At 62.7% G+C, this 24,855-nt stretch carries 23 protein-coding genes; 15 read left to right on the forward strand and 8 right to left on the reverse strand.

Annotation, left to right across the window (positions count from 1 at the left end; translation table 11 throughout):
- The first annotated feature begins 47 nt into the window (after positions 1–47).
- A complete protein-coding gene (accD, locus tag ACIGHN_RS00490; protein ID WP_056162197.1) occupies positions 48–920 on the forward strand; it encodes an acetyl-CoA carboxylase, carboxyltransferase subunit beta in 873 nt (290 codons plus the stop codon).
- Between the two features lie 151 nt (positions 921–1,071).
- On the opposite strand, the gene ACIGHN_RS00495 is transcribed toward accD, so the two are convergent.
- Positions 1,072–1,629 carry a YggT family protein gene (locus ACIGHN_RS00495; protein WP_396502833.1) on the reverse strand — a complete coding sequence of 186 codons (558 nt, stop codon included), beginning with the start codon at positions 1,627–1,629 and terminating at the stop codon, positions 1,072–1,074.
- A 379-nt stretch (positions 1,630–2,008) separates the two neighbouring features.
- Between ACIGHN_RS00495 and ACIGHN_RS00500 the strand changes: the two genes are divergently transcribed.
- On the forward strand, positions 2,009–2,644 hold the full coding sequence (locus ACIGHN_RS00500; RefSeq protein ID WP_396502834.1) for an LON peptidase substrate-binding domain-containing protein: 636 nt from the start codon (positions 2,009–2,011) through the stop codon (positions 2,642–2,644).
- A gap of 217 nt (positions 2,645–2,861) precedes the next feature.
- Here ACIGHN_RS00500 and ACIGHN_RS00505 read toward each other — a convergent pair.
- Both ACIGHN_RS00505 and ACIGHN_RS00510 read right to left on the reverse strand, forming a co-directional pair.
- Positions 2,862–3,790 (reverse strand): IS5 family transposase gene (locus ACIGHN_RS00505; RefSeq protein ID WP_396502835.1). Its coding sequence is split into 2 segments (ribosomal slippage): positions 2,862–3,496 and positions 3,496–3,790, totalling 930 coding nucleotides; the frame shifts between segments, so codons are not numbered across the junction.
- Between the two features lie 66 nt (positions 3,791–3,856).
- A complete protein-coding gene (locus ACIGHN_RS00510) occupies positions 3,857–5,701 on the reverse strand; it encodes a polysaccharide biosynthesis protein (protein ID WP_396502836.1) in 1,845 nt (614 codons plus the stop codon).
- Positions 5,702–5,814: 113 nt separating this feature from the next.
- On the opposite strand from ACIGHN_RS00510, the gene pseB reads away from it, so the two are divergent.
- Genes pseB through pseI form a run of 12 tightly spaced genes read left to right on the forward strand, consistent with a single transcriptional unit; the run spans position 5,815 to position 17,183 of the window.
- On the forward strand, positions 5,815–6,831 hold the full coding sequence (gene pseB / locus ACIGHN_RS00515; RefSeq protein ID WP_396503072.1) for a UDP-N-acetylglucosamine 4,6-dehydratase (inverting): 1,017 nt from the start codon (positions 5,815–5,817) through the stop codon (positions 6,829–6,831).
- A 2-nt stretch (positions 6,832–6,833) separates the two neighbouring features.
- Positions 6,834–7,991: a UDP-4-amino-4,6-dideoxy-N-acetyl-beta-L-altrosamine transaminase gene (pseC, locus tag ACIGHN_RS00520; protein ID WP_396503073.1), complete on the forward strand. Its 1,158-nt coding sequence runs from the start codon at positions 6,834–6,836 to the stop codon at positions 7,989–7,991.
- Positions 7,988–8,911, forward strand: coding sequence for an aldo/keto reductase (locus tag ACIGHN_RS00525; protein ID WP_396502837.1), 924 nt, complete (start codon positions 7,988–7,990; stop codon positions 8,909–8,911). The genes pseC and ACIGHN_RS00525 overlap by 4 nt, the downstream gene beginning before the upstream one ends.
- Positions 8,908–9,681: a cytidylyltransferase domain-containing protein gene (locus tag ACIGHN_RS00530; protein ID WP_396502838.1), complete on the forward strand. Its 774-nt coding sequence runs from the start codon at positions 8,908–8,910 to the stop codon at positions 9,679–9,681. The genes ACIGHN_RS00525 and ACIGHN_RS00530 overlap by 4 nt, the downstream gene beginning before the upstream one ends.
- 8 nt (positions 9,682–9,689) lie before the next feature.
- A complete protein-coding gene (locus ACIGHN_RS00535; protein WP_396502839.1) occupies positions 9,690–10,976 on the forward strand; it encodes an aminotransferase class III-fold pyridoxal phosphate-dependent enzyme in 1,287 nt (428 codons plus the stop codon).
- Positions 10,976–12,010 (forward strand): UDP-2,4-diacetamido-2,4,6-trideoxy-beta-L-altropyranose hydrolase, encoded by a 1,035-nt coding sequence (gene pseG, locus ACIGHN_RS00540; protein ID WP_396502840.1) that lies wholly within the window; start codon positions 10,976–10,978, stop codon positions 12,008–12,010. The genes ACIGHN_RS00535 and pseG overlap by 1 nt, the downstream gene beginning before the upstream one ends.
- Positions 12,007–12,519, forward strand: coding sequence for a GNAT family N-acetyltransferase (locus ACIGHN_RS00545; RefSeq protein WP_396502841.1), 513 nt, complete (start codon positions 12,007–12,009; stop codon positions 12,517–12,519). Before pseG ends, ACIGHN_RS00545 begins: the two co-directional genes overlap by 4 nt.
- Positions 12,516–13,229 (forward strand): WbqC family protein, encoded by a 714-nt coding sequence (locus ACIGHN_RS00550; RefSeq protein WP_396502842.1) that lies wholly within the window; start codon positions 12,516–12,518, stop codon positions 13,227–13,229. Before ACIGHN_RS00545 ends, ACIGHN_RS00550 begins: the two co-directional genes overlap by 4 nt.
- Positions 13,226–14,104: a class I SAM-dependent methyltransferase gene (locus tag ACIGHN_RS00555; protein WP_396502843.1), complete on the forward strand. Its 879-nt coding sequence runs from the start codon at positions 13,226–13,228 to the stop codon at positions 14,102–14,104. The genes ACIGHN_RS00550 and ACIGHN_RS00555 overlap by 4 nt, the downstream gene beginning before the upstream one ends.
- A gap of 28 nt (positions 14,105–14,132) precedes the next feature.
- A complete protein-coding gene (locus ACIGHN_RS00560) occupies positions 14,133–15,425 on the forward strand; it encodes an MBL fold metallo-hydrolase (protein ID WP_396502844.1) in 1,293 nt (430 codons plus the stop codon).
- Between the two features lie 4 nt (positions 15,426–15,429).
- Positions 15,430–16,128 carry a class I SAM-dependent methyltransferase gene (locus ACIGHN_RS00565; RefSeq protein WP_396502845.1) on the forward strand — a complete coding sequence of 233 codons (699 nt, stop codon included), beginning with the start codon at positions 15,430–15,432 and terminating at the stop codon, positions 16,126–16,128.
- 2 nt (positions 16,129–16,130) lie between these two features.
- Positions 16,131–17,183, forward strand: a complete 1,053-nt coding sequence (pseI, locus tag ACIGHN_RS00570) for a pseudaminic acid synthase (protein ID WP_396503074.1) — start codon at positions 16,131–16,133, stop codon at positions 17,181–17,183.
- Between the two features lie 30 nt (positions 17,184–17,213).
- Here pseI and ACIGHN_RS00575 read toward each other — a convergent pair whose 3' ends face one another.
- From ACIGHN_RS00575 to ACIGHN_RS00595, 5 genes are read right to left on the reverse strand one after another with little or no spacing between them, the layout of a single operon-like run.
- Positions 17,214–18,398: a UDP-glycosyltransferase gene (locus ACIGHN_RS00575; RefSeq protein ID WP_396502846.1), complete on the reverse strand. Its 1,185-nt coding sequence runs from the start codon at positions 18,396–18,398 to the stop codon at positions 17,214–17,216.
- Between the two features lie 38 nt (positions 18,399–18,436).
- Complete coding sequence (asnB, locus tag ACIGHN_RS00580) at positions 18,437–20,224, reverse strand: asparagine synthase (glutamine-hydrolyzing) (protein ID WP_396502847.1); 1,788 nt, start codon at positions 20,222–20,224, stop codon at positions 18,437–18,439.
- 13 nt (positions 20,225–20,237) lie between these two features.
- A complete protein-coding gene (locus ACIGHN_RS00585; protein WP_396502848.1) occupies positions 20,238–20,792 on the reverse strand; it encodes a sugar transferase in 555 nt (184 codons plus the stop codon).
- Positions 20,789–21,595 (reverse strand): aldolase/citrate lyase family protein, encoded by an 807-nt coding sequence (locus ACIGHN_RS00590; RefSeq protein WP_396502849.1) that lies wholly within the window; start codon positions 21,593–21,595, stop codon positions 20,789–20,791. Before ACIGHN_RS00590 ends, ACIGHN_RS00585 begins: the two co-directional genes overlap by 4 nt.
- A gap of 13 nt (positions 21,596–21,608) precedes the next feature.
- Positions 21,609–23,135: a lipid II flippase MurJ gene (locus ACIGHN_RS00595; RefSeq protein ID WP_396502850.1), complete on the reverse strand. Its 1,527-nt coding sequence runs from the start codon at positions 23,133–23,135 to the stop codon at positions 21,609–21,611.
- Positions 23,136–23,255: 120 nt separating this feature from the next.
- On the opposite strand from ACIGHN_RS00595, the gene lysS reads away from it, so the two are divergent.
- Complete coding sequence (gene lysS, locus ACIGHN_RS00600) at positions 23,256–24,800, forward strand: lysine--tRNA ligase (RefSeq protein WP_396502851.1); 1,545 nt, start codon at positions 23,256–23,258, stop codon at positions 24,798–24,800.
- The last annotated feature ends 55 nt before the right edge of the window (positions 24,801–24,855 follow it).

Here is a 24,855-nt window from a genome sequence, read left to right on the forward strand (position 1 = left end):
AGTTTCAAGGCCGTGCCGCCACTGGCCCATTCACACAGAGGAAAACCATGTCCTGGCTCGAAAAACTTCTGCCCTCCAAGATCCAGCAAACCGACCCCACCGAGCGCCGCCAGGTGCCCGAGGGCCTCTGGATCAAGTGCCCGAGCTGCGAGACGGTGCTCTACAAGTCCGACCTGGAACAAAACCAGAACGTCTGCCCCCACTGCAGCCACCACCACCGCATCGGCGCCCGCCCGCGGCTGAACTCGTTCCTGGACGCCGAAGGCCGCTACGAGATCGGCCAGGAAGTGCTGCCCGTGGACGCCCTCAAGTTCAAGGACAGCCGCAAGTACCCCGAGCGCCTGAAAGAAGCCCTGGAGAACACCGGCGAGACCGATGCCCTCATCGTCATCGGTGGCGCGGTCAAGAGCATCAACGTGGTGGTCGCCTGCTTCGAGTTCGACTTCATGGGCGGCTCCATGGGCTCCGTGGTCGGCGAGCGCTTCGTGCGCGGCGTGGAAACTGCCATCGAGCAGAAGGTGCCCTTCATCTGCTTTACCGCCACCGGCGGTGCCCGCATGCAGGAAGGCCTGCTGTCGCTGATGCAGATGGCCAAGACCAATGCAGCCCTCACCCGCCTGGCCAAGAAGGGCCTGCCCTACATCAGCGTGCTGACCGACCCGACCATGGGCGGCGTGAGCGCCGGCTTCGCCTTCGTGGGCGACATCGTGATCGCCGAGCCCAAGGCGCTGATCGGCTTTGCCGGCCCCCGCGTGATCGAATCCACCGTGCGCGTGACCCTGCCCGAGGGCTTCCAGCGCGCCGAATTCCTGCAGACCAAGGGCGCCGTCGATTTCATCTGCGACCGCCGCGAACTGCGCAACACCGTGGCGAGCAGCCTGGCCATGCTGCAGCGACTGCCGGCCGACGCTGTCATGTGATGCTGATGTGATGATGCCGGCGACGGCGTGATGCACGGCTGCGCCGTCGATTCGCAGCACCAGCAAGATCACTATATTTTTAATAGCAAAAAGGCCTCACTGGACAAGCGGTAGAGGCCTTTTTTATGGGTATTTTTTGTCCAGCGAATGGTCACCGCATGACGCTGGCCTGCAGATGGCCCAGTACGATCATCACCACCTGCAGCAGCACCAGCACGGCCAGCGGCGACAGATCGATGCCGCCCACCAGGGGGATGATGCGGCGAAACGGCCGCAGCACCGGCTCGCACAGCCGGGCGATGACATCCGACAGCGGCGAGCGCGCCTGCACCCACGACATCACCGCGTAGACGATCAGCAGGCCGATCAGCCCCGACACCGCCACACGGGCCAGCCCGAACAGCGCGAGCCACGGCAGCCAGGCCCACGCAGACGCAGCCCCGACGGCGCCCAGCAGCAGTGCGAGCAGGAAATATTGCGTGAGCTGCAGCAGCACCGCGGCCACCAGGCTCGACACATCCAGGCGCCCCACCGGCGGGATCACCTTGCGCAGCGGCAGGATGAGCCAGTCAGTGAGGGCAAAGATCAGCCCTCCCACCGGGTTGGCAAACGGAATGCGCTGCCATTGCATGTACAGCCGCAAGAGGCACGCCCCCGTGAGCAGGCCACCGACGACGTCGAGCAGAAAAGAGGCGATCTGGTAGAGCATGGATGAGACAAAAACGGGTGGGCGGCGCCGAAAGAACGCCGTGTCATGGGATGATAGCGACGTAGGGTGTTCCCCCATCAGTTTCAAGGATCGTCCGGCGCTGCGTCCCGGTCAGCCAGGGCTGTCCCCGTACCGGCCCAGGCGGCACGAACGGCCCGGACTTGGCACCAGGGGCCGGGCACCCAGGCGACGCGCAATGCGAAGGTATTCAGGCCTGTTCCCGGGCGCAAGCCCAGTGCCTGCCCTTGCCAGGGTGCCAGCGCTTACGCTGCCAGGCATCCGCGAAGGCCCGCGGGCCCAAGGGCCCGGAACGGTCTGCGCCGACCTCGGGCGTTTTTGAAACCGACATGAACATGCTGCACTTCGTCATCTCCGATTCATGACCCAGCCTCTCACACTGTCCTCCCTGCCCCTTTTTCCGCTCGGCTCCGTGCTCTTTCCGGGCGGCGTGCTGGCCTTGCGCGTGTTCGAGGTGCGCTACCTCGACATGGTCCGCAAATGCCAACAGGCGCGCGCACCCTTCGGCGTGGTGGCGCTCACCCAGGGACGGGAAGTGCGGCAGGCCGGCGCACCCGACGAGCAGTTCAGCGACGTCGGCACGCTGGCCGTCATCGAGCAGATCGACACCCCGCAGCCGGGGCTGATCACGCTGGTGTGCCGCGGCAGCCAGCGGTTTCGTATCACGCAGCGCAGCCTGTTGCCGCACGGCCTGTGGATCGCCGATGTCGACCACCTCGACCAGGACATGGCTGTGTCCATTCCGCCCGATTTGCACAAAGCCTCGACCGCCCTGGCCCAGGTGCTGCACACCCTGCAGCAGCGCGACCCCGACGCGCCCACGTCCATCGTCCCCACGGCAGTGCAACTCGACGATTGCGGCTGGGTGGCCAACCGCTGGTGCGAACTGCTGCCGGTGCCCCTGGAGCTCAAGCAGCGATTGATGGAGCTGGACAACCCGCTGGTTCGGCTGGAGCTGGTCGGCGATGTGCTGGCGAAGACAGGGATTGCACAGTAGGCATAGAAATCACTGCAGGTTAGGGAACCTCTGCACGAATCTCTTTCGCCCGTGCCACTACGGTGTCTGAGCTAAAAACTGGCCCGCTTTTATCGAATGGTGCGCTTGGCGTCTCCTTCTCGCACTATGCGAGGGGCCATTTGTCCCCGGTCTTGGGGCATTACGCGCCCAGCACGCGCACCTGTCCCATGCAGGCGAGCAGCTTGTGCCTTGCCATCTACAGGTTAGAGAGCGCAAACAGCGTGACGATCTGTGTGGTGTTCTTCTTGAGCCCCCGGTAGCGCACTTTCACATACCCAAACTGTTGCTTGAGCACGCGGAACGGGTGCTCCACCTTGGCCGGCATGCTGGCCTTGGTGCGCTCCAGATGGTCGAGCAGCACGTCAAGGGGCGTGTCCTTGTCCAACTCCCGGCGCGATCCTGGACGCATGGCTACGTGCCAGCGCACGGTTGGCTTGGCATCAGGCCGTTTGTGCACGCCTTGGTAGCCCGCATCTCCAAATGCGTCTGCCTCATGCCGTTGCAATAGGCTGTTGGCTTCGATCACGTCACCCAAGTTGCCGCTGGTGCCTCGCACCGTGTGCACCAGGCCCGAGTCCGCATCCACGCCAATGTGGGCGTTCATACCGAAGTACCACTGGTTGCCCTTCTTGCTTTGGTGCATCTCGGGGTCGCGCTCGCTGCTTTGGTTCTTGGTGGAAGTGGGCGCAGCAATCAGCGTGGCATCCACCACCGTGCCCGCTTTGAGTTGCAACCCTCTGGCTTGCAGCAGGGCATTGACGGTGGCCAGGATCTGATCGGCCAGCTTGTGGCGTTCCAGAAGGTGTCTAAACCGCAGGATGCTCGACTCGCAGGGATGTACTCGTCCCAGTGCGACAGGCCCGCAAAGTCCCGAAAGGCTGGCACGTCGTGAAGCGCTTCTTCCATCGCCGGGTGGCTCAGCTTGAACCATTGCTGCATGAAGTGGATGCGCAGCAGGGTCTGCACTGCAAAGGGCTGCGGACCCCGCCGTCCAGCTTCGGGCGCGTACGGCTCTATGAGCGAGACCAGTTCAGTCCAGGGCACCACCAGTTCCATGGCGTCCAGGAACTCGCGCTTGCGGGTGCGCTTGACTGTGTTGCTCAGGCCCAGGCTGCTTTGCTTCATGCTCGTATAGTCTGGGCTTCAGCACTCCACGCAATCACATCGCTTGGGCATTCGTGCAGAGAATCCTTAGCGTGGCATGTATTCCGGAACGTGGGCCTGTAACCATGTCCGAAGCGCAGACGCCGACGGTTCGACCCCAAGTGCAGCGATGCTCTGACGCAGTGCCTCTGGGTCAATGCTGCCTGAGACATCGATCTTGGCTACATGCAGCTTCGCGTGCGACGTAGGTTCAGTCGTCTCACCATTGGCGAGGAGTTCCTCGTATAACTTCTCACCAGGTCGCAAGCCGGTGAAAACGATAGGTATTTCATGCTCGGTCTTACCAGACAAACGGATCATGATCTTTGCCAATTCCAAAATTTTGACGGGTTCTCCCATTTCCAATACAAATATTTGCTCTGACTGCCCCATCAGACCAGCCTGCAGAACCAGTTGCGCAGCCTCAGGAATCGTCATGAAATAGCGAACGATGTCCGGATGAGTCACTGTGAGCGGGCCGCCGCTTGCAATTTGCTCAGTAAACAGAGGAACCACCGAACCACTAGAGCCCAAAACATTCCCGAATCGCACCGCAACAAAGCGCGTACCACGGTATTCCAAAGCCAACGCCTGCATCACCTGCTCGGCGAGCCTCTTGCTTGCACCCATGACATTTGTAGGATTGACTGCCTTGTCAGTAGATATCAGCACAAAACGCGAGGCTCCAACCAAGCCCGCGACTCGAGCAGCGTTCAGCGTTCCCAAGACGTTGGTATGCAACGCTTCGATCTCGTTGCCTGACTCCATGAGAGGAACATGCTTATAAGCAGCCGCATGAAACACCACCGTTGGCCGATGAAGCCGCGCGATGGCGTGCAGACGGTCAATCTCTCGCACGTTGGCTGTGTAGTAAACGCCCTGCATCTGCGGGTGCGCGTCGCGCAACTCTTGTTCCAAGCGGTACACAGAGAACTCTGAAATATCAACACAAATGAGACGTGCGACGCCGAACCTGGCAATTTGGCGGCACAATTCTGAACCGATGGAGCCACCAGCTCCGGTAACTAGCACGGTTCGACCAGACAACAGATTTGCCAAGCCCTCCACATCAAGCGCTACCGCATCCCGACCAAGCAGGTCCTCCAGGTCTATGCGACGCGGCCCAGCTGACGGGCGCATCCACTCGTCAGGACGGGGCAGTGCCAGCAGGGTAAGGCCGACGCCATTAGAGTGAAGCAACGCATCCCGCCTAGACTGCGAACCAGGAGGGCATGCCATGAGCGCCGTGCTTACCCCAGCAGCACTAGCTACACGGGCAATGTTCTCAGGCGCCCCAAGCACTGTCACGTTCTGTATTGAACGCCCCATTTCAGCCGCCACCGGCGACAGTATGCCAACCGGAACCCAATGACCAAGAACACCCAGGGTACGCAATGCGTTTGAAGACTCTTGCAATGAACCCACGATGAGGAGTGGAGTGCCCTGTAACGCCAAAGTGCGCTGACGCTCAGCCAGTGTGCGCCATCCTGCGCGCAGGGCTCCGAGCAATGTCAATGCAAATACAGGGTGCATAACAAGCACTGAACGAGGCACTGCAGAGTAGCGTAGCATCACAATTGCGGCAACCATGAAAAGAGCACCTAACAGCACGCCTGCACCAAGCTGACGCAGTTCTGGCAATCCGGTGAACCGCCATACCTGCCGGTATACACGGCGCAACGCTAAACCACAAAAAAAACACACTGCAGCAATTGCCGATGTACGCCAGACAAGAGGAAGCACTTCCGACGGAATGTCGAAGTTGTAGCGCAGCAGAAATGCGATCCAACAAGCAGCCATCACGACAGCGGCGTCAGCGCCTATCTGCACTGAGCTCTGACTGCCGAGAAACCGGGTAAAACGTGATTGCTTCGACTGCACAGGGGATATCAAGAAATGAGAAATCTAGAGGCGGGCGTCAAGCTCTATCGACCGAATGACGTAAGCTATTGTCTGGCAAACTGCGTCCAGTTCCAGATGAATTCGAAATAGGCCTTTTTCAAAGTATGTTTAGCGGAAAATCTATCCTGATCACAGGAGGTACCGGATCCTTCGGTAAGCAATATGTCAAGACTTTGTTGCAGACCAGCAAGCCAGCGCGCATCGTTGTGTTTTCTCGCGACGAATTGAAGCAGTACGAGATGGCACAGCACTTTACTGATGAGTGCATGCGCTATTTTATTGGCGACGTACGTGACTATGATCGCCTTGCGCAGGCAATGAAGGGTATCGACTACGTGATCCATGCAGCGGCTCTCAAGCAGGTACCTGCCGCCGAGTACAACCCGATGGAGTGCATCAAGACAAACATTCATGGCGCTGAGAACGTCATTCGTGCGGCCATCTCGAACAACGTCGAGAAGGTCATCGCCCTATCCACCGACAAGGCAGCAAATCCAATCAACCTGTACGGAGCCACTAAGCTCGTTTCGGACAAGCTCTTCGTAGCGGCTAACAATCTGGTGGGCAGCGGGCGCTCAAGCTTCGCGGTGGTTCGCTACGGGAACGTAGTCGGCTCACGAGGCTCCGTCGTACCATTTTTTCAGAAACTTCTGGCTGAAGGTGCGGACAGCCTACCCATCACTGACCGCCGAATGACCCGTTTTTGGATCAGCCTACAGCAGGGCGTCGATTTTGTGCTTGACAAATTCGTCCGAATGCAGGGCGGTGAGATTTTTGTACCCAAAATTCCTTCAATTCGCATGGTTGATCTCGCGGATGCCATGGCTCCCGGTATCGTGCAGCGCGAAATCGGCATTCGCCCTGGCGAGAAGCTCCACGAGATCATGTGCCCTGCCGATGATTCGCATCTAACATTGGAGTTCGCGAGCCACTACGTCATACGCCCCACAATTAAGTTCTATGGCGAGACGCTCGACTACGTCACTGACGCCGACGGAGCAACGGGAGTGCCGGTCGCACAGGGTTTCGAGTACCACTCCGGCAACAACACGCATTTTCTATCCATCCCCGAAATCCGCGCCTTCAACGCGCAGGCGATGGAAAGCTGCGTAGGGCTGTGAGCATGATCCCCTATGGCCGCCAGGACATCAGCTGCGAGGACATTGAAGCGGTGGTGCGCGTGCTCCGTTCGGACTACCTGACACAGGGCCCCGAAATCGAAGGTTTCGAGCGTGAAATCGCCGCGTTCTGCAGCGCTCCCCACGCCATCGCTGTCAACAGCGCCACCTCCGCACTGCACATGGCTTGCGCATCGCTCGGCGTCGGGCCAGGCGACGTAGTCTGGACCAGCCCGAACAGCTTTACCGCCTCGGCGAACTGTGCCCGCTACTGCGGGGCCAATGTAGACTTCGTTGACATCGGAGTTGATCTCAATATGGACCCCGCTGCCCTCGCGGCGCGACTCGCGGGCGCTCAAATGGCGGGAAGGCTCCCGAAAGTCGTTATTCCCGTCGACTTCGCTGGCCGGTCTTGTCGCATGCGCGAGATTCGGAAGCTAGCCGACGAGTATGGCTTCGCAATCGTCGAGGACGCTTCGCACGCTATCGGCGGCATGCTCGAGGGCAAGCCGGTGGGTGGGCATGGGCTGGCCGACATTACAGTCTTCAGCTTCCACCCGGTCAAGATCATCACCAGCGGCGAAGGAGGCATAGCGGTGACGCACAACGCAGAACTGGCGCGGCGTATGCACATCTTCCGCACGCATGGCATCACACGCGATCCTGCGGAGATGACGCATCCACCTGACGGTCCTTGGTACTATCAGCAGATCGGCCTAGGCTTCAACTATCGCATCACCGACCTGCAAGCCGCATTGGGCCGCAGCCAGTTGCGCCGCATCGCCAGCTTCGTAGACCGCCGCCATGAAGTCCGCCACGCCTACGATACAGCCCTCGCAGCAAGCGGGCTCGGCCTGCCTCCACCGGACGTAGAGTGCCGCTCGGCATTGCATCTTTACCCCGTCCGCGTTCCGGTCTCTCTCGCCGGAGGACGTGATGCCGTGTTCGCACGCTTGCGCGCGGCGGGCGTTGGCGTCAATGTTCACTACATCCCCATCCACACACAGCCTTATTACCAAGCGCTCGGCTTCCGTTGGGGCGACTTCCCTCGCGCCGAGGCTTACTACCGTGAGGCTATCTCGCTGCCGATGTACGCAGCGATAACACAGGAGCAATTGGACACAGTAATCGAGACCGTCCTGGCGGCGGTAGCGCAGCAATGACCTCCACCAAGGCCCAGCGCGTGGCGCTGGGAACAGCACAAATCGGGCTTGATTACGGGATCACCAACGCTGGCGGCCGGCTGCGCGATGCCGCCGCGTACGAGGTACTAAGGGAAGCAGCCGCGCATGGCTGGACGATCGTGGACACTGCCGGCGGCTATGGCGACAGCGAGGAACGCCTCGGCGCCCTGCTGCGTGATCAGGCGGGAATGCCTTGGGAAATCATCACCAAGACTCCTGCCGCCCGCAAGGAAATTTTCGGCGAAGCCGACCTTGCACCTTTTCAAACCGCGTGGGCACTTTCGCGGTCGCGGCTTGGCATATCGTCTAGTCAGCCCCATGGGCTTCTCGTCCACCATGCCGACGACCTGCTTGTGCCTGGTGGGGAACGCCTTCACGACTGGCTGCTTTCGCTGCGTGAAGAAGGCGCGGTCACGCGCGTTGGAGTTTCAGTTTACGACGAAGCGCAGGTTGATTCGCTCTTCTCGCGCTATGGTGGACGGGAGCGCCCTTTCGACATAGTACAGTTGCCCGCTAGCATCGCAGACCAGCGACTTGTTCGCGGCCCCGCGGCGGAAGCAATGCGCCACATGGGCGTCGAAGTGCATGCGCGGTCCCTCTTCCTTCAAGGCCTACTCCTCGCAGCGCCGGAATTCGCAGAAGACCGCTTCCCCGGTCGCGGCAAATGGGTTCGCCGGATGCATGCCTGGGCCGCCAGCTACGGCTTGACCCCCGTGCAGGCGTGCATCAGTTTCTTCCGTTCCAACCCCTCGCTGGGCGTGGCCGTCATCGGCGTAACCAGCGCGTTGGAGTTGCGGCAGATCGCACAGGCGTTAGTCGTAGCACCCGTTCTTGACTGGAGCGAATGGGCCGACCAAAATCCTTGCTGGTTGGACCCGCGCCGCTGGGGCAAGCCATGAGCAACACACATGTCCTCGCAATCCTGCAGGCACGTATGAGCTCCAGTCGATTACCCGGAAAGGTGCTCCTGCGCACATGCGGCAAGCCGCTGCTCGCACACCAGATTGAGCGCATTGGGCGCTGTAAAGCTGTTTCCCGCCTCGTGGTGGCCACAAGCACTGACAGCAGTGACGACGCTATCGAAGAACTCTGCCGGACACTCGGCGTGGCGGTGCACCGCGGCAGCCTGGACGACGTGCTAAACCGCTTCTCTGGTGCTGCGCGGTCGTTCTCGCCCGAATGGATCGTCCGGCTAACCGGCGACTGTCCTTTAACAGACCCCGCACTGATCGATCGCGTAGTTCGCACAGCAGTCGAGGGCGGGTTCGATTACGTCTCGAGTGCGCTGAACCCGACTTTCCCGGATGGCTTGGATGCGGAGTGTTTACGCTACTCTGTGCTGGCCGTCGCAGAGGCCGAGGCCCGCCTGCCGAGCGAACGCGAGCATGTTACCGCTTTCGTCTACAGCCGGCCGAAGCGCTTCCACTTGGGCGAGGTACGCAACGCTGTCGACCTGTCGGCCCTGCGCTGGACAGTCGATGAGCCTCGTGATTTTGTTTTCGTTTCTCAGGTGTTCGAGCGCCTCTATCCATTCAATCCGTGTTTTTCGATGGATGATGTCCTGCAATTGCTGGACAATGAGCCGAGGCTAGCCACGCTCAACGGTGGGATCCTGCGCAACGAGGGCTATCACAAATCCCTGCGAGGTGACTGCGCGGCGGACCTATAGGACACTAAATGAAGCTCTTCAATAAATCGCAGGAAATGCTCGCTCGCGCGGAAAAGGTTATCCCACTCGGCGCGCAGACCTTCAGTAAAAGCCGAACGCAGTACCCATACGGCGTATCGCCCTATTTCATCAGCCACGGCAAGGGAAGCCGCATATGGGATGTAGACGGCAATGAGTACACCGACTACATCAACGCACTAGCCTCCGTCACCTTGGGTTACTGCGACCCTGATGTCACCGCGGCCGTCGAGGTCCAGTTGCGCAAGGGCACGATCTTCACGCTCAGCACGGAAATCGAGATCGAGGTCGCCGAGCGCATCGTGCACATGGTTCCCTGCGCCGAGAAGGTGCGTTTCGGCAAGAATGGCTCCGATGCTACTGCCGGCGCGGTGCGAGTTGCCCGCGCCTTCACGGGTCGCGAGCACATCGCGGTGTGCGGCTATCACGGCTGGCAAGACTGGTACATCGGCTCTACCACGCGCAATCTTGGTGTGCCGCAGGCCGTGCGAGGACTCACTCACAGTTGGACATACAACGATGCATCTTCCCTAGAAGCCGTCTTCATGGCCCATCCGGGAGCAATTGCCGCCGTGGTGATGGAACCGATGAATATCAGCGAGCCGAAGTTTGGTTTTCTGGAGGAGGTGCAAGCGCTGTGCCGCAAGCACGGCGCGCTGCTGGTGTTTGACGAGACGATCACCGGTTTCCGCTACGCCCCCGGAGGCGCGCAAGAAATGCTAGGCATCACGCCCGACCTCGCCTGCTTCGGCAAGGGCCTCGCCAACGGCTACCCCCTCGCCGCTGTTGCCGGCCGTGCCGACGTGATGAAATTGATGGAAGAGGTATTCTTCTCGTTCACCTTCGGCGGCGAGACCCTCTCGCTTGCAGCTTCGGGGGCTACGCTCGACAAAGTCGCGAGCCAAGACGTGACAGGGCACCTCGCAAAGCTAGGCACCGAGCTGATGATTGGAGTACAGGGTCTAATTGACAAGCACGGCATGCAAGAGCTAATGACTTCGACGGGGCACCCCAGTTGGTCTTTCCTTGTCCTCAAAGACGTTCCCGGCTGTTCTTCCTTCCACAGCAAGACACTGTTCATGCAGGAAATGTTCCAGCGGGGCATCCTCGCCTATGGGACGCACAACCTCACGTTCGCGCACACTCGAGAGGACATAGCGCGCCTTTTGGTAGTTTACGACGAGGTCTTTCCCATCATGCGTGCTGGCGCGCTTGAAGGGCGCATGGCCGGTTTGCTTCGCTGCAACCCGCTCGAGCCACTTTTCAAGATCCGATGATGCGACGGATCGCGTTTCGCGTCGACGCGTCCCCGGTTGCCGGGCAAGGGCACCTCAGCCGTTGCCTAGCCTTGGCATCGCGTCTTCACGCGCGCGACACGCAATGCCATTTCGTCGGCACGCACGCGTTAGCCCCCTGGGTAGCAGACATAGAGACGGCCGGTCACCGAGTCAGCCTTATCCGTGAAGACCTGGCGGCCAGCGAAGACGCCGTCGAAACAATAAGGGTGCTCGAAGGCCCGGCTGACTGGCTCGTCGTTGACCACTACGGCCTGGACGCATGCTGGCATAAAGTAGTCCGCCCCTCGGCCCCGCGCCTTCTTGTCATCGACGACCTTGCTAACAGACCGCTCGCTGCTGATGCGGTGCTAGACCCATCCCCTTGTGCAGACATGCAGGCATATCGCAAGCTCGCGCCAGCCGCAAAACTACTCCTCGGCCCAAGCTGGTGCCTACTGCGAAAGGAATTCGCCGAAGCGAGGCGACGCGCTCCGCACAAAGAGACACCGGACTTTAGCCCACGCATCCATCTCGCACTGGGTGGAACGGACTATGCCAATGCCACCGTTCCCTTAGCCCGAGGCCTGTTGGAATGGTTCGAAGGAGTGCGCATCATGGCGGTTCTTGGCCACGAGGGCCCGCAAGCGGCTGCGCTCCGGGAACTCGCCACCACTTCCAACGGACGCCTGGAACTGGTTGTGGCTACGCGAGAAGTGGCAGCCACCATGGCAGTTTGCAACTGCGCCGTGGGAGCCCCCGGTGGCACACTTTGGGAACGCTTTTGTATGGGTTTACCGACGGCATGCGTGAGTACGGCGCCTACCCAGCGCCCGGTGATTGAACGCCTGGCGCACGCGGGTTGGCTACTGGATCTAGGAGAAGCTAGTGATTTCGGCAAAGGTACGCGCGAAGCACTCGCGCGCTGGCTGAGTAGCCCCGCCGCGCTGTACGCCCAGCGAGAACGACTGGTGGAGGCGGTGGATGGCCTAGGCGCGGACCGACTGGTTGACTGGCTGGTGGAGCGTGCGCGATGAGTGGCATAGTCACCGGCGTTTGTTTCGTTCCATGGTCTGACGCAAACGATGGCGCAACCGTGCGCTGGCTGAACGATCCGGCTATCCGTGCGAGCTTCGGCATCACTGGCAGTGTCACGTTGGAAAGTCATCGTCAATGGCGTCGCCAGCACACGAGCCTAGCCGCCTGGGCTATAGAGGCGGACTCGATCCACTGTGGCAATTTTCTGCTCGACATTAATCCGCGCCACGCGAGCGCTTACTTGCAGATATACATCGGCGAGACCTACTTGCAGGGTCGTGGCATTGGACGACAGGCCGTGGCGCTGGGTTTGGTGAAAGCATTCGGAACTCTGGCGATGAACCGCGTCTGGCTTCACACGCGACAGGACAACCCGCGCGCACGCCACCTCTACGAAAGCTTGGGTTTCCGCTACGAGGGAACTGAGCGTGAATCCATCCGAGATGGCGACCGCTTCCTCAACCAGGATCGATGGGCACTCCTGCGCGCGGACTGGCGGAGTCCATGAACGTTGCGATCATGCAGCCCACCTACATGCCGTGGGCGGGCTACCTGCGGCTCATCGCTCGCGCCGGCCGCTTCGTGTACCTAGACGACGCGCAGTACGAGCGCGGCACCTGGCACCAGCGCAACCGCGTCCTGCTGGACGGGCAACAGCAATGGCTCACCGTGCCCGTGCGCCGCCAGCGGCTGGGCGAGTCGTTGCTGGCGGTGCAGGTGGACGACGCCGCGCACTGGCGACGCAAGCATCTCGCCCTCGTCACAAATGCATACCGCAGGCACCCGCACGCGGGAGAGGCGCTTGAGCTCATGCGCCGGGCCGCGGACAGCACCGGCATCACCTCGCTCGCCCTTCTGAACATCGCGCTCATCGAGCATTGCTGCAAGGCGCTGGGCCTGGCCACCGAGCGCCTGCGCGCCAGCGAACTGGGCGTAGGTGGAGCGCGCACCCGGCGCGTGCTGGACCTCTGCGCACATCTGGGCGCCACCACCTACATTTCCCCGCCCGGTGCACGCGAATACCTCGAAGCCGACGGTTTCCGAGACCAGGACGCGATCAAACTAGAATTCGACGAGTTCCCCGCCCCCGCTTATCCGCAGGAGGGCGTCTCCGGCTTCGTGAGCCACCTTTCCGTACTCGACGTCGTCGCCAACATCGGCTGGCAGGGCCTTGCGCGGTACATTGCCGAGCCAGACAACGCGAGCCTTGACCCATGAACCACCCGCTGAAAAAAAATCCCCGCCACGGTTTTCTGCAGATCGACCCGACGCCTTCGCCCGAGGAAATCTCGCGCTATTACGCACAGGAGTTCTACGCGGCTAGCTACCAGGGCCTGAACGACTCCGGCCTGCAGGCGATCGACCGCGACCGCGACTTCTACGAAGGCCACTATGACGACCTACTTGAGACCATCGTGGAGCTCTCCGGCCAGCCTTCCGTAGGCCTGAAGCTGCTGGACGTGGGCTGCGGCTGGTGCCAGGCGCTCGCGCGCTGGCAGTCGCGCGGCGTCGTGGGCCACGGCTTCGACCCCGCGCCGGAAGCCATCGCGCACGGCGCGAAGACCGGCCTCATGGTGAAGCAGGCCGGCATGGACCGCATGGATGTCTTCGGCGAGCGCTTCGATGCCGTCACCCTGCTCAACGTGCTGGAACACCTAGCCGATCCCGAAGCCGTCGTGTGCGAGATCCGCGAGAAGGTCATCCGCCCGGGAGGCGTGCTCGTCATCGACGTGCCCAACGAATTCAACACATTCCAGACCGCCGGCCAGGTGGTGCACGGCCTGCCCGAATGGTGGGTCGCGCCGCCAGCCCACCTCAACTACTTTAGCGGCACCACGCTCACCGCGCTGCTGGAAGGCAACGGCTTCTCCGTGCGCGTGCTTGAGGCTTCCTTCCCGCTGGAGATGTTCCTCCTAATGGGCGACCGCTACGTGGGCGACGCCGAGCTGGGCCGAGCCTGCCACCTCAAGCGTGTGGCGTTCGAAGCGATCCTGCGGGCCCAGGGCAAGACGAAGGAAATGCGCGACTACTACCGCGCGCTGGCGGGGCTGAACCTTGGCCGCCAGGTGGTCGCCTTCGCGGTGGCGCAGTAATCCGGAACAACCAGGGGACGCGGCGCGCATGGAACTCTTCAACTTCGGCGGCGCGACGGCCATCCTTGAGCACCGCGGCGTGCGGATGCTGATGGACCCGTGGCTGGACGACGGCATCTTCCACGGCTCATGGGTGCATTTCCCGCCGCTCGGCGCGCACGTCGAGGATGTCGGCCGGCTCGATTACATCTACATCTCGCACATCCACGAGGACCACTGCTCGCTCGGCACGCTGGAAAAATTGGACCGCAACGCGACCGTGCTGGTGATGGGCCGCAAGCCCAACTTCGTCGTCGATTTCCTCGTCCGCAACAAACTGGGCTTCAAGGACATCCGTATCATCCCGCCGCGCTCGCCAGTGTTGCTGCGGCCCGGTCTCGTAGCCGATATGGTCGAGCCCGACCCTTCCGACGCGATGGCCAGCGCGATCGACTCCGCACTCGTGCTGCGCTGGGACGGCCACGTGATCTTCAACGCCAACGACTGCCAACCCCACCCGGCGATGATCGAGTACGTGCGTTCCACCTACGGCCGGCCCGACCTCGCCATGCTCCCATACTCCGGCGGCTCGGGCTACCCATCGTGCTACATCAACCTCACCGATGAAGAAAAGTGCGCCGAGCGCGACCGCATCCGCGAGATGCGCAGCGGTGCCTTCATCGACACGGTGAAGGCCCTTGACCCGAAACGCGTGATACCTTTTGCCGACCAGTACGCGATAGCCGGCTCGCGTGCCGCGCTCAATGAATACGTGGCTCACCCGGCGACACCAGCGGCCATGCGCGCGCCCATGGCCCGCGCCGGGCTCGCCGACCGTCTGCTGCTTGTCAACTCCGGCCAGCGCTTCGACCTGGAGACCGGCCGCCACAGCCCCGAAGCGCCCTACCGCGACTACAGCGACGAGGAGCGCCAGGCTTGGCTGGACGGCATCAACGCGAACCACCGCTACGACCACGAGAAGTTCGAGTTCGCCTCGGGCGTGCCGCTTGAGCGCCTCGTGCGCCAGGCGCGCGGCCGCCTCTGGGGCTATCAGGAAGCCAATCACGTTCATCCTGAGTGGATGCTCGTGCTCGACTCCCCGGAGATGGCACAGGTCTTTCTGCTCCCGCTCGGAAGTGCCGAAGTGGCTGCCATGCCGCGTGAGAATGCCGTCGAGGGCCCGTTCCTGCGCATCCGCGCGCCCCGCACGCTGATGATCATGATGCTACTCGGCCACGTTTCGTGGAACATCGCCGACGCCGCTCTTTTTCTGGACTACGAGCGCGTGCCGAACCGCTACGATCCCGTCGTCTACTTCCTGCTGAACCTCCTACGGGTGTAACTGCATGACTTCCGCCGTACCGCAGACCAGCGTCTTCCTCGACAAGGAAGGCGACGCCTGGTTCGAGCGCAACCGTGGCGCCTACGAGGCGCGCGAGAATCATTTCGAATGCGACCTCCTCGTCTCCGAGCTGGCGCCCTTTCGCGAATCGATCAACGATATTCTCGAGATCGGCTGCGGCGACGGCCACAAGACCGACTGGCTCGCCCGCTTCTTCGACGCGCGGGCCGCGGGCCTCGATCCCTCTGGCAAGGCCATCGGGCACGGCCGCGAGCGCTTTGGCGCCTCGGGCCGAGTCGACCTGCGCACCGGCACCGCCGACAAGCTCCCCTGGGCAAACGCGAGCTTCGATGTCGTGTACTTCGGCTTCTGCCTCTACTTGGTCGGCCGTACCGAGCTGCTGTCCGCCGTCGCCGAAGCCGACCGCGTCCTGAGGCTGGGCGGCTTCCTTGTGATCCTCGATTTCGACACGCATCTGCCCCACCGGCGGGAATACCACCACCGGCCAGGCCTGTTCTCCTACAAGCAGGACTACTCCACCCTCTTCACAGGCTCGGCGGGCTACCACCTGTTCGCCAAGCGAAGCTTCTCGCACGCGGGCCAGCATTTTGCGACCGACCCGTCCGAGCGCGTCGCGATGTCCTTCCTCTATAAGGAAAAGGACGCATACCCGCTCGCCGCGACACCGAAGGAGGCCCCATGAGCATGCAAGCTTTCGAGATCGCCGGGCGCAAGGTCGGCGCCGGCCACGCGCCCTTCATGATTGCAGAGATGTCTGGCAACCACAATCATTCGCTGGACCGCGCGCTTGCAATCGTCGATGCCGCTGCAGCGAGCGGCGCGCATGGCCTGAAGATCCAGACCTACACCGCCGACACGATGACGCTGCCGCTGTCCACCGGCGAGTTCTTCGTTTCCGATCCCGCGAACCTCTGGACGGGCCGCACGCTCTATGAACTGTACCAGGAAGCCCACACGCCCTGGGAATGGCACGAGGCCATCTTCGAGCGCTGCCGATACCACGGCATGGCCGGTTTCTCCACACCGTTCGACGCCACCGCGGTCGACTTCCTCGAGAGCCTAGACGTCCCCTGCTACAAGATCTCGTCCTTCGAAAACACGGACCTGCCGCTGGTGCGAAAGGTTGCAGCCACCTGCAAGCCGCTCATCATCTCCACTGGCATGGCCACGGCCGCCGAGCTCGATGAAACCGTGCGGGCCGCGCGCGGCGCCGGCGCGAAGCACATCGTGCTGCTCAAGTGTACGAGCACCTATCCCGCCACGCCGGACAACACTCATGTGCGCACCATCCCGCACATGCGCGATCTCTTCGGCTGCGAGGTCGGCCTGTCGGACCACACGATGGGCGTGGGCGCCGCCGTGGCCAGTGTCGCGCTCGGCGCCACCGTGGTCGAGAAGCACTTCACGCTCGCACGCGCCGACGGCGGCGTGGATTCCACGTTCTCGCTGGAGCCGCACGAGTTCCGCTCGCTCGTCGACGAAACGGAACGCGCGTGGCGCAGTCTGGGCGGCGTGCAGTACGGTCCCACGGAAGCGGAACTGAAGTCGCTGCGCTACCGACGCTCGCTCTACGTCGTGGAAGACATCGCAGCCGGCGAGGCCTTCACCGAACGTAATGTGCGCGCCATCCGGCCGGGCCTTGGCCTACCCTCGAAGTACTTGGGCGTGGTCCTGCAGCACAAGGCGCGCGGATATCTGAAGAAAGGCACCGCCGTCTCCTGGGACATCCTCGCCTGAAGTGCGCGGCCGCCCGAAGGGACGCCGCGCTCAGCCCCCGGCGAGCGCGATGATTTCCTGCGCAATCCGCGGGCTGGCGGGCCCCGGCTGCATCCGCGCGGAAGGGGCGCCCGGCGCCGAATCGGCCGCCTCGTCAAGGCAGGCCTCGAGCGTCGCGAGGTTCGGCACGCCGCGGCTGATGCCCAGCTTCTCGTAGCTCATCACGCCGTTGGAGCCGGACGATTCCAGCGAGAGCACCGCGGCGCCCGCGCTGGCCGCCTCAACGCCCACCGTGGAGCCGGTGACGAGCACCGTGTGGGCGGCGAGGATCTGCGGATGCAGCGGGTCGCTCAGCGGGCGGGAAAGGTACACGCGTTTCTGGGGCGGCTGCGCCGCGAAATGGTGCGCCTCGTTAGGGTGGTAGCGCACGATGGCAGCGACGTCCTCGCGACGCGCGACCCAGCGGCGCAACACGGCTTCTGCCGCCTCTCCGAACGCGGTGCCCGGGGCGACCGCACCGCCCTCGCTCGGCAGGCGTTCGATGATGCCGGCCCAAAGGAAAATTTTGAGACCTTCCCACCCCAGCGAGCGCCGCAGTTCATGCGCGGCGCGGCGCTGCGCCGGGTCGAAAAGGCTGTCGAACCCCGGGTTGCCCGTCACCACGATGCGCGAGGCGTCCATGCCGGCCGCGACGAGGTTGTCGCGCACCTGTGGCAACATGGCTGTCACGCGGTCCGCGTGGCGCGGGCGCAGGAGGTACGCGTCGCCCGCCATCGCGAAGAGGTCGATCATCGACACTGTCGGAATACCCGCTTCCATCGCGGCATCGAGCGCCGCCTGCTCACTGCGCGGCGAGTTCGTCGCAACTACAACGTCGGGGGCGAGCTCGCGGATGATGCGCCGGAAGAAATGGATCGGGTAGAAACTGTAGCGGCCCTCGCGCGCGTAGAGCGCGCGGGCACCGTCGGCCCCGTGCTGCTGCGTGAGATCCCAGTAGTTGACACCGATGTACGCCGCAGTCTCGAAGGGGTCCACCGCCGGATGTACATTGCCTTGGGCGAGCCGACCGCCCCACTCCTGCGCGAAACCCGTGTCGGCTAGGTGCACTAGGTCCAAGAACCCGAGCGGCTTCTCGCCGACGGCCTCGGCGGCCGAACGCGCTGTCGTCAGCGCGAGCAGGTCGATGTGGATGCCGGGCTTCGCGGCGCGTAGCGCGCGGATGACGGGCAGCATCATGGCGATGTGCCCGCCACCGTAGGTGACGCAGAGAACCCTCACGCGCCCCGGCTCCACAGCGCCATCGCGGCCAGCGCGCGCAGCTCGCGCGTGAAGTTCGCGCTGCCGTCACGGTGCCTCTCCAGCATGGAGGCGACCACCGCGGGCTCGAACCACTCGCGCAGCAGTTCGCTCTCCTGCAGCGCGTCCTTGATCCACGGGTAACTTTCGCCGCGGAACCAGTCGCCGATGGGCACAGTGAACATCTGCTTCTTGCGGTAAGCGAGGTCCTGCCCGATGAGCGGCGCGGCCGCCTTCTTATACCAGTGTTTCTTGTCGCCGGTGGCAGGGTCAAGCTTGGTGGCGCCGCGCGAGCGGAACGCGAACTCCATCATGCGCCAGTCGAGGAACGGCGTGCGCGCCTCGATCGACACTGCCATGCCCATGCGGTCGGGCTTCACGAGGTTGTTGCCCGAGAGGAGCAGCTGCATGTCGAGGTACAGCGCCTGGTTCACGCGGTCGAAGTGAGCCGCCTCGTCGAACCAGGGCTTCGCGGCCGCGGTGAAGCTGTCGATGCCGCCCAGCCGCTCGCGCAGCGCGGGGCGGTAGAGCGCGTTCTTCGCCGCCGGATTGAAGAGCGAGATCGAGTCGAAGTAACTCCTCTGAAACGCTTCACTGGACAGTGAGGCCGCTTCCGGCCGCGCGAAAAACTGGGCGTACTTGTCGTAGCCGGCGAAGAGCTCGTCGCCGCCGTCGCCGGTGAGCACGACCTTCACGTGTTTCGCCGCGAGCTCGCTCACGCTCAGCGTGGGCATGAACGAGGCGTCGCCGTGCGGCTGGTCGAGGTGGTGCAGCACCTTCGGCCAGCGGTCCAGCATGTTGAGCTCGGCGATCTCGTTCATATGGTCGCAGCCGAAGCGGCGCGCCGCTTCGGCTGCGAACGCCGATTCGTCGTAACGCGGGTCGGCGAAGCCGATGCAGAACGTCTTCACCGGCCGATCCACGTGCCGCGCCATGAGGCCAACGATGGTGCTGGAATCGACGCCGCCGGAGAGGAAGGCGCCCCACGGCACGTCGGCGCGCAAGCGGATGCGCGTCGCGTCTTCCAGAATGGACACGAACTCCTCGGACCAATCACCAAACTCATGATCCTCCTCGCACTGTTCTGCAAGACTCCACCAACGGTGCACCTGCGCCCCTAATGAGCGGGTGAACTTCATCCACGTGCCGGGCATCACGTGCTTCACGCCAGCGTAGACTGTCCAAGGCGCGGGGATGTAGTTGAAGGTGAGGTAGTGATGGATCGCCTCGGGGTCAATGGGAAAGGAGGCGCGCGCCTTCACTGGCCAGAACGCCTTGATCTCCGATCCGAAGAGCACGCGACTGCCGTCGTCGGCCACATACAGCGGTTTGACACCGATGCGGTCGCGCACGAGGTAGAGGGCATCCTGACGGGCATCATCGATAGCAATGGCGAACATGCCATTCAGTTTGCGTAGCCCTTCGATACCTTCGCGCTCATACAGCCGCAGGATGACTTCTGTGTCGGAGTGTGTGCGCAGTTCCACGCCTTCGCGCTGCAGGTCCGCAGCGAGTTCAATGTAGTTGAAAATTTCACCGTTCTGGACAACGGCGATCTTGCCGTCATGGCTAACGAAGGGCTGGCGCCCGCCCCCAATGTCAATGATGGAAAGGCGCGTGTTGCCAATGCCTACGCCACGCTCCGGCTGGTGCCATAAGCCGTTGTCGTCAGGCCCTCGATGGGCGAGACATGCCGACATCGCCGTCAGCTTGTCATCGCCGATCGCTCGCTGCGCCCGATCCCAATAACCGAAAATTCCACACATCTTTGCTAAGCCCTCAGTTCCCGCCCCGGCCCGTAAGTCGCCCGATCGTCCACCACATGATGCGCAGGTCAAGCCGAAGGCTCTGCTCGCGGACGTAGCGCAGATCGGTCGCCTGACGCAGTTCTTCAGTCGCTTCTGATCGCATCAGCGCTTGTGAAAGCCCCGTGATACCAGGACGAACGCTGCAGCGCTCGTTCCAGGCGGCTTCCGTATAGTTCGAGCGCTGCTGCGGAACGTCCGGGCGCGGACCAACGAGGCTCATCTCGCCCTTCAGGACGTTGATGATCTGCGGCAACTCGTCGATGCTCGTGCGGCGGATGAAACGGCCCACTCGGGTAATACGAGGATCACCCACAGCCGTGAAATATGGACCTATAGAGGCTGCATCTTTCACCATACTGCGGAACTTGTACATACCAAATGCTCGCCCCCGCAGGCCAACGCGCGTCTGACGAAGAAGGACTGGCGTGCCACCTTCCAGCACTATGGCTAACGCAGTCACGAAAAGCACCGGCCAAAGCAACGCAAGCGCCACCAACGAAAGCACTATATCGATCAACCGCTTCATGCGGCCCGCGCCTGTCTGGCTGCAATCGCATCAATAGCGGCAGCGACACGAAGGGCGTCTTGCTCCATTTGAGCGGGCGCACGGCGTTCGAGTAGCTCTTCAACTGCGCGCATGGTTGCAATTTCGTCCTCAAACTCAGCCACGCCTTCAGCATTACGGAAAGTTCTCGAGAGAATTACCGAAGAAGAACCCAGACGCAAATGCTCACCGAGGACGTCGCGACCTGGCAATAGCCCCTCATCCAGCCGAGCAATCCCCCCGAACCCAAAACGCAGCCCCTGGGCATGCACCCTGGCGGCGATCCTGTCAAGCACCCCTTGCCCCAAAGGCTCAAACATGAACCGGCAGCCCAGCGAGAGATGCAGATCATTGAGCCCCACGAACACCTCGCACAACTCCGGCGTACCCACCCAATCGTCCAAGGACTGCAGCGCTCCCGCAGTCTCCAACAGCGCCACAATGGGTGCCCGCCCGGCCACGATGCGGCTGAAGGCTTGCAGTTCCTCGGGGGTTTGAAACATAGGCAGCATGACCCAGTCGGCGCCCTGGGCCAATACAGCGTCCAGTTCGTCCGGGGTGCCTGCATGCAAGGGATTCACGCGAACCATCAACAGCGACCGCTTCAGCTGCGACTTGATGCGACCGACGTCCTCCAGCCGGTGGGTGCTGATAAAGGTGTTGCGTCCGGCCTGACGCTCCGCCTTGCCATTGACTTCCAGATCGACAAACAGGCGCATACCCGGCAAAGCGTCGCAACGGCGTGCGAGCGCAGGGTCATTGGTGATCTGGAGAAGGTCAATCATGGTGTGGCGTAGATTATGACCGCAGGGCTTGGCGCAGTCCGGGGCCGGAGAACCAGCCAGCCGCTACTACAAAGATAGCGGAGAAGGCAATACCAACAAGCGAAAAGCCCTGTTTTAATCCTAAATCACGGACCAGGACAGCCGCAGCACCGGCGCCCCCCCACCAGTGCGCCATCCAAGCAACGACGGCCAGCGCCAACGATGGCGCCAGGAGTGCGCGCAATGGCAGCCAATGCCGCAGGGCTGGGGCACCCAGCGCACTCCCCGCAATCAGAGCGGCCAACACAAACCCAGCATTCAAACCCCACATGAGTGACTCACCGGCCGTCCAGCCCACTGCCCCCACTACCAACAGCAGGGCCAGCGCCAGCAAATAGGCCAGCACGGCGAAACGCATGCGCCCCACCGACGCCAGGACCGTCAGGGCCACCGACAGGAGCGCCTGCGGCAGCAAACCCCACGCCCCCACACGGCTCCAGGCAGCGATCTGCTCCAGAGCTGGGACATCCATGCGCCCCCAGCCGAATAACAGAGACGCAATCACAGGAGCCCCCACCAGCAGCGCCGCAGCGGCTGCGCAGGCCAGTGTCCAGGCCAGGACCAGCGCGTTGCGCACTGCCGTCGCCATAGCGTCAGCGCTGGTGGGCCCAATGCCAGAAGCCCACGCCGCATGCGTGCGCGCAATCGCAGGGAAGGCCAGCGAGGCCACGAGCTGGATGGCCAGGACCAGCGGCAACTCCACAAGCTTCCAAGCGTAGTTGAAGGTGGCCAAAGCCCCCTCACCCGCCCCGGACGCAAAGGTGCGGGCCACAAAAGGCAGCGTCAAGGGCAGTCCCGCCCCCAAGGCGGCCCACATCCAGATACGCCAGCCGGGCAGCGGCGGCTCCACGCTCGATGATGTCACGGGCAACACGTTCCGGCGCAAGTGCCGCATACGCCACCCCTGCCAGAGCAGGCGCAAAACAACAGCCATCAACAAAAAAACGCCGAGCGTCCGCCCCGCCCCCGGCTCAGCGCCACGAAAACCGAGAAGCAGCAGAGCGGCGATCAGCACGCCATTCACTACAAGATTGGCGCTGTACAAGCCGACAAAATCACGTTCATGCTGCAACCGCGTCGCCCAAAGGCCGGCCAGCATGGCCGCGGGCAGGGCAAGGGCGCTCCAGACCACAGCGTCGCGGGCAGTCCCTTGCAACGCAGCGGAGGCTTCAGGCACAAGCAACGCCGCCAAGTAGCCTTGGGCCATACACATCAGGCCCGCCAGCACAAGGCTTCCCCACAACAAACGCCGTGCGACGCGGTTCTGGGTGGCGTTCTGCTGCGCGGCAGACTCTTTGGCCCACTGCGGCAACAGCACATAGGCCAAGGCTCCACTGACGAGCACGCCAGCGAGCCAGTCGGGCAGGGTCAGCATGACTATGGCCACATCGGCCATGCCAGAGCTGCCAAATGCTGCAGCTAATGCCGTTTCGCGCAGTACCCCGAACACACGGCTGGCGAGCAGCAGCAACAGCGAAAGCAGGCCAGCTTTAAGAAACATGCGGCAAATTATCCGGGCTCAGACAGGCGCAAACCCCACACGGCACGGCCAAAAAACTAAAATCACGGGTTTTGGTCCGAAACAACGTCTCTGAACGCCTCCATCTGCGGGCGGCCATCCATGTCTGACAACAACATAACCCTCCCCCCCCAGGACGACAACCAGCTCATCGCCGAGCGCCGCGAAAAGCTTCGCGCCTTGCGCGAGGTCCAAGCCAACGGCGGCGGCGTAGCCTTCCCCAACAACTTCAAGCCGGCCCACAAGGCAGCGCAGTTGCACCTTGCACACAGCGAGGCCACGAACGAGGCGCTGGAGACGTCGCCCGTGAGCGTCTCGGTGGCCGGCCGCATGATGCTCAAGCGCGTGATGGGCAAGGCCAGCTTTGCCACGGTGCAGGACGGATCGCTGGGCGACGTGGGCGGGCGCATCCAGCTGTACGTGACCCGCGATGCCGTGGGCGAGGAGCTGTACGCTGCCTTCAAGCACTGGGACCTGGGGGACATCGTAGGCGCCGAAGGCACGCTCATGAAGACCAAGACCGGCGAGCTGTCGATCAAGGTCACGGGCCTGCGCCTGCTCACCAAGAGCCTGCGCCCGCTGCCCGACAAGTTCCACGGCATGGCCGACCAGGAGCAGAAGTACCGCCAGCGCTATGTCGACCTGATCACCGACGAGCAGGCCCGCAAGCGCTTCATGGCGCGCAGCAAGGCGGTGAGCGGGCTGCGCGAGTTCATGGTGAGCCACGGCTTCCTGGAAGTCGAAACGCCCATGCTGCACCCCATTCCGGGCGGCGCCAATGCCAAGCCGTTCGTCACGCACCACAACGCGCTGGAGCAGGAGATGTACCTGCGCATCGCCCCCGAGCTGTACCTGAAGCGCCTGATCGTGGGCGGCTTCGAGCGGGTGTTCGAGATCAACCGCAGCTACCGCAACGAAGGTATCTCGGTGCGCCACAACCCCGAGTTCACCATGATGGAGTTCTACGCGGCGTACTGGAACTACCTGGACCTGATGGACTTCACCGAGACGCTGATCCGCGAAGTGGCGCTCAAGGCCACGGGCAGCCTGCAGCTGACCTACCAGGGCCGCGCGGTCGACCTGTCGCAGCCGTTCGCGCGCCTGACGATCCGCGAAGCGATCTTCCAGTACACCGAGGCCGGCGCCCATGTGGACGACGCCGCCTGGCTCATCAGCGCCCTCAAGAAGCTGGGCCTGAACGAAGAAAAGAACAAGCTGTCCACGCGCTCGCTGGCCAGCCTGCAGGTGCTGTATTTCGAAGAGACGGTGGAAGACAAGCTGTGGCTGCCCACCTTCATCATGGAGCACCCCACTGAAATCTCGCCGCTGGCCCGTGCCAACGACACCCGCCCCGAGGTGACCGAGCGCTTCGAGCTGTACATCACCGGGCGCGAGTTCGGCAATGGTTTCAGCGAGCTCAATGACGCAGAGGACCAGGCTGCGCGCTTCCATGCCCAGGTGGCCGCCAAGGACGGCGGTGACGATGAAGCCATGTTCTACGACCACGACTTCGTGCGGGCGCTGGAATACGGCATGCCGCCCACGGGGGGTTGCGGGATCGGTATCGATCGCCTCATGATGCTGCTGACCGACAGCCCCAGCATCCGCGACGTGATCCTGTTCCCTGCGTTGCGCCGCGAATCCTGAAAGAGCCCTGGCATCCGGGGCTTCCCGGGTGATTGCGCCCTTGCCGCGTTCAACA

The organism is Acidovorax sp. NPDC077693 (assembly GCF_044542805.1).
GTDB lineage: Bacteria > Pseudomonadota > Gammaproteobacteria > Burkholderiales > Burkholderiaceae_C > Acidovorax.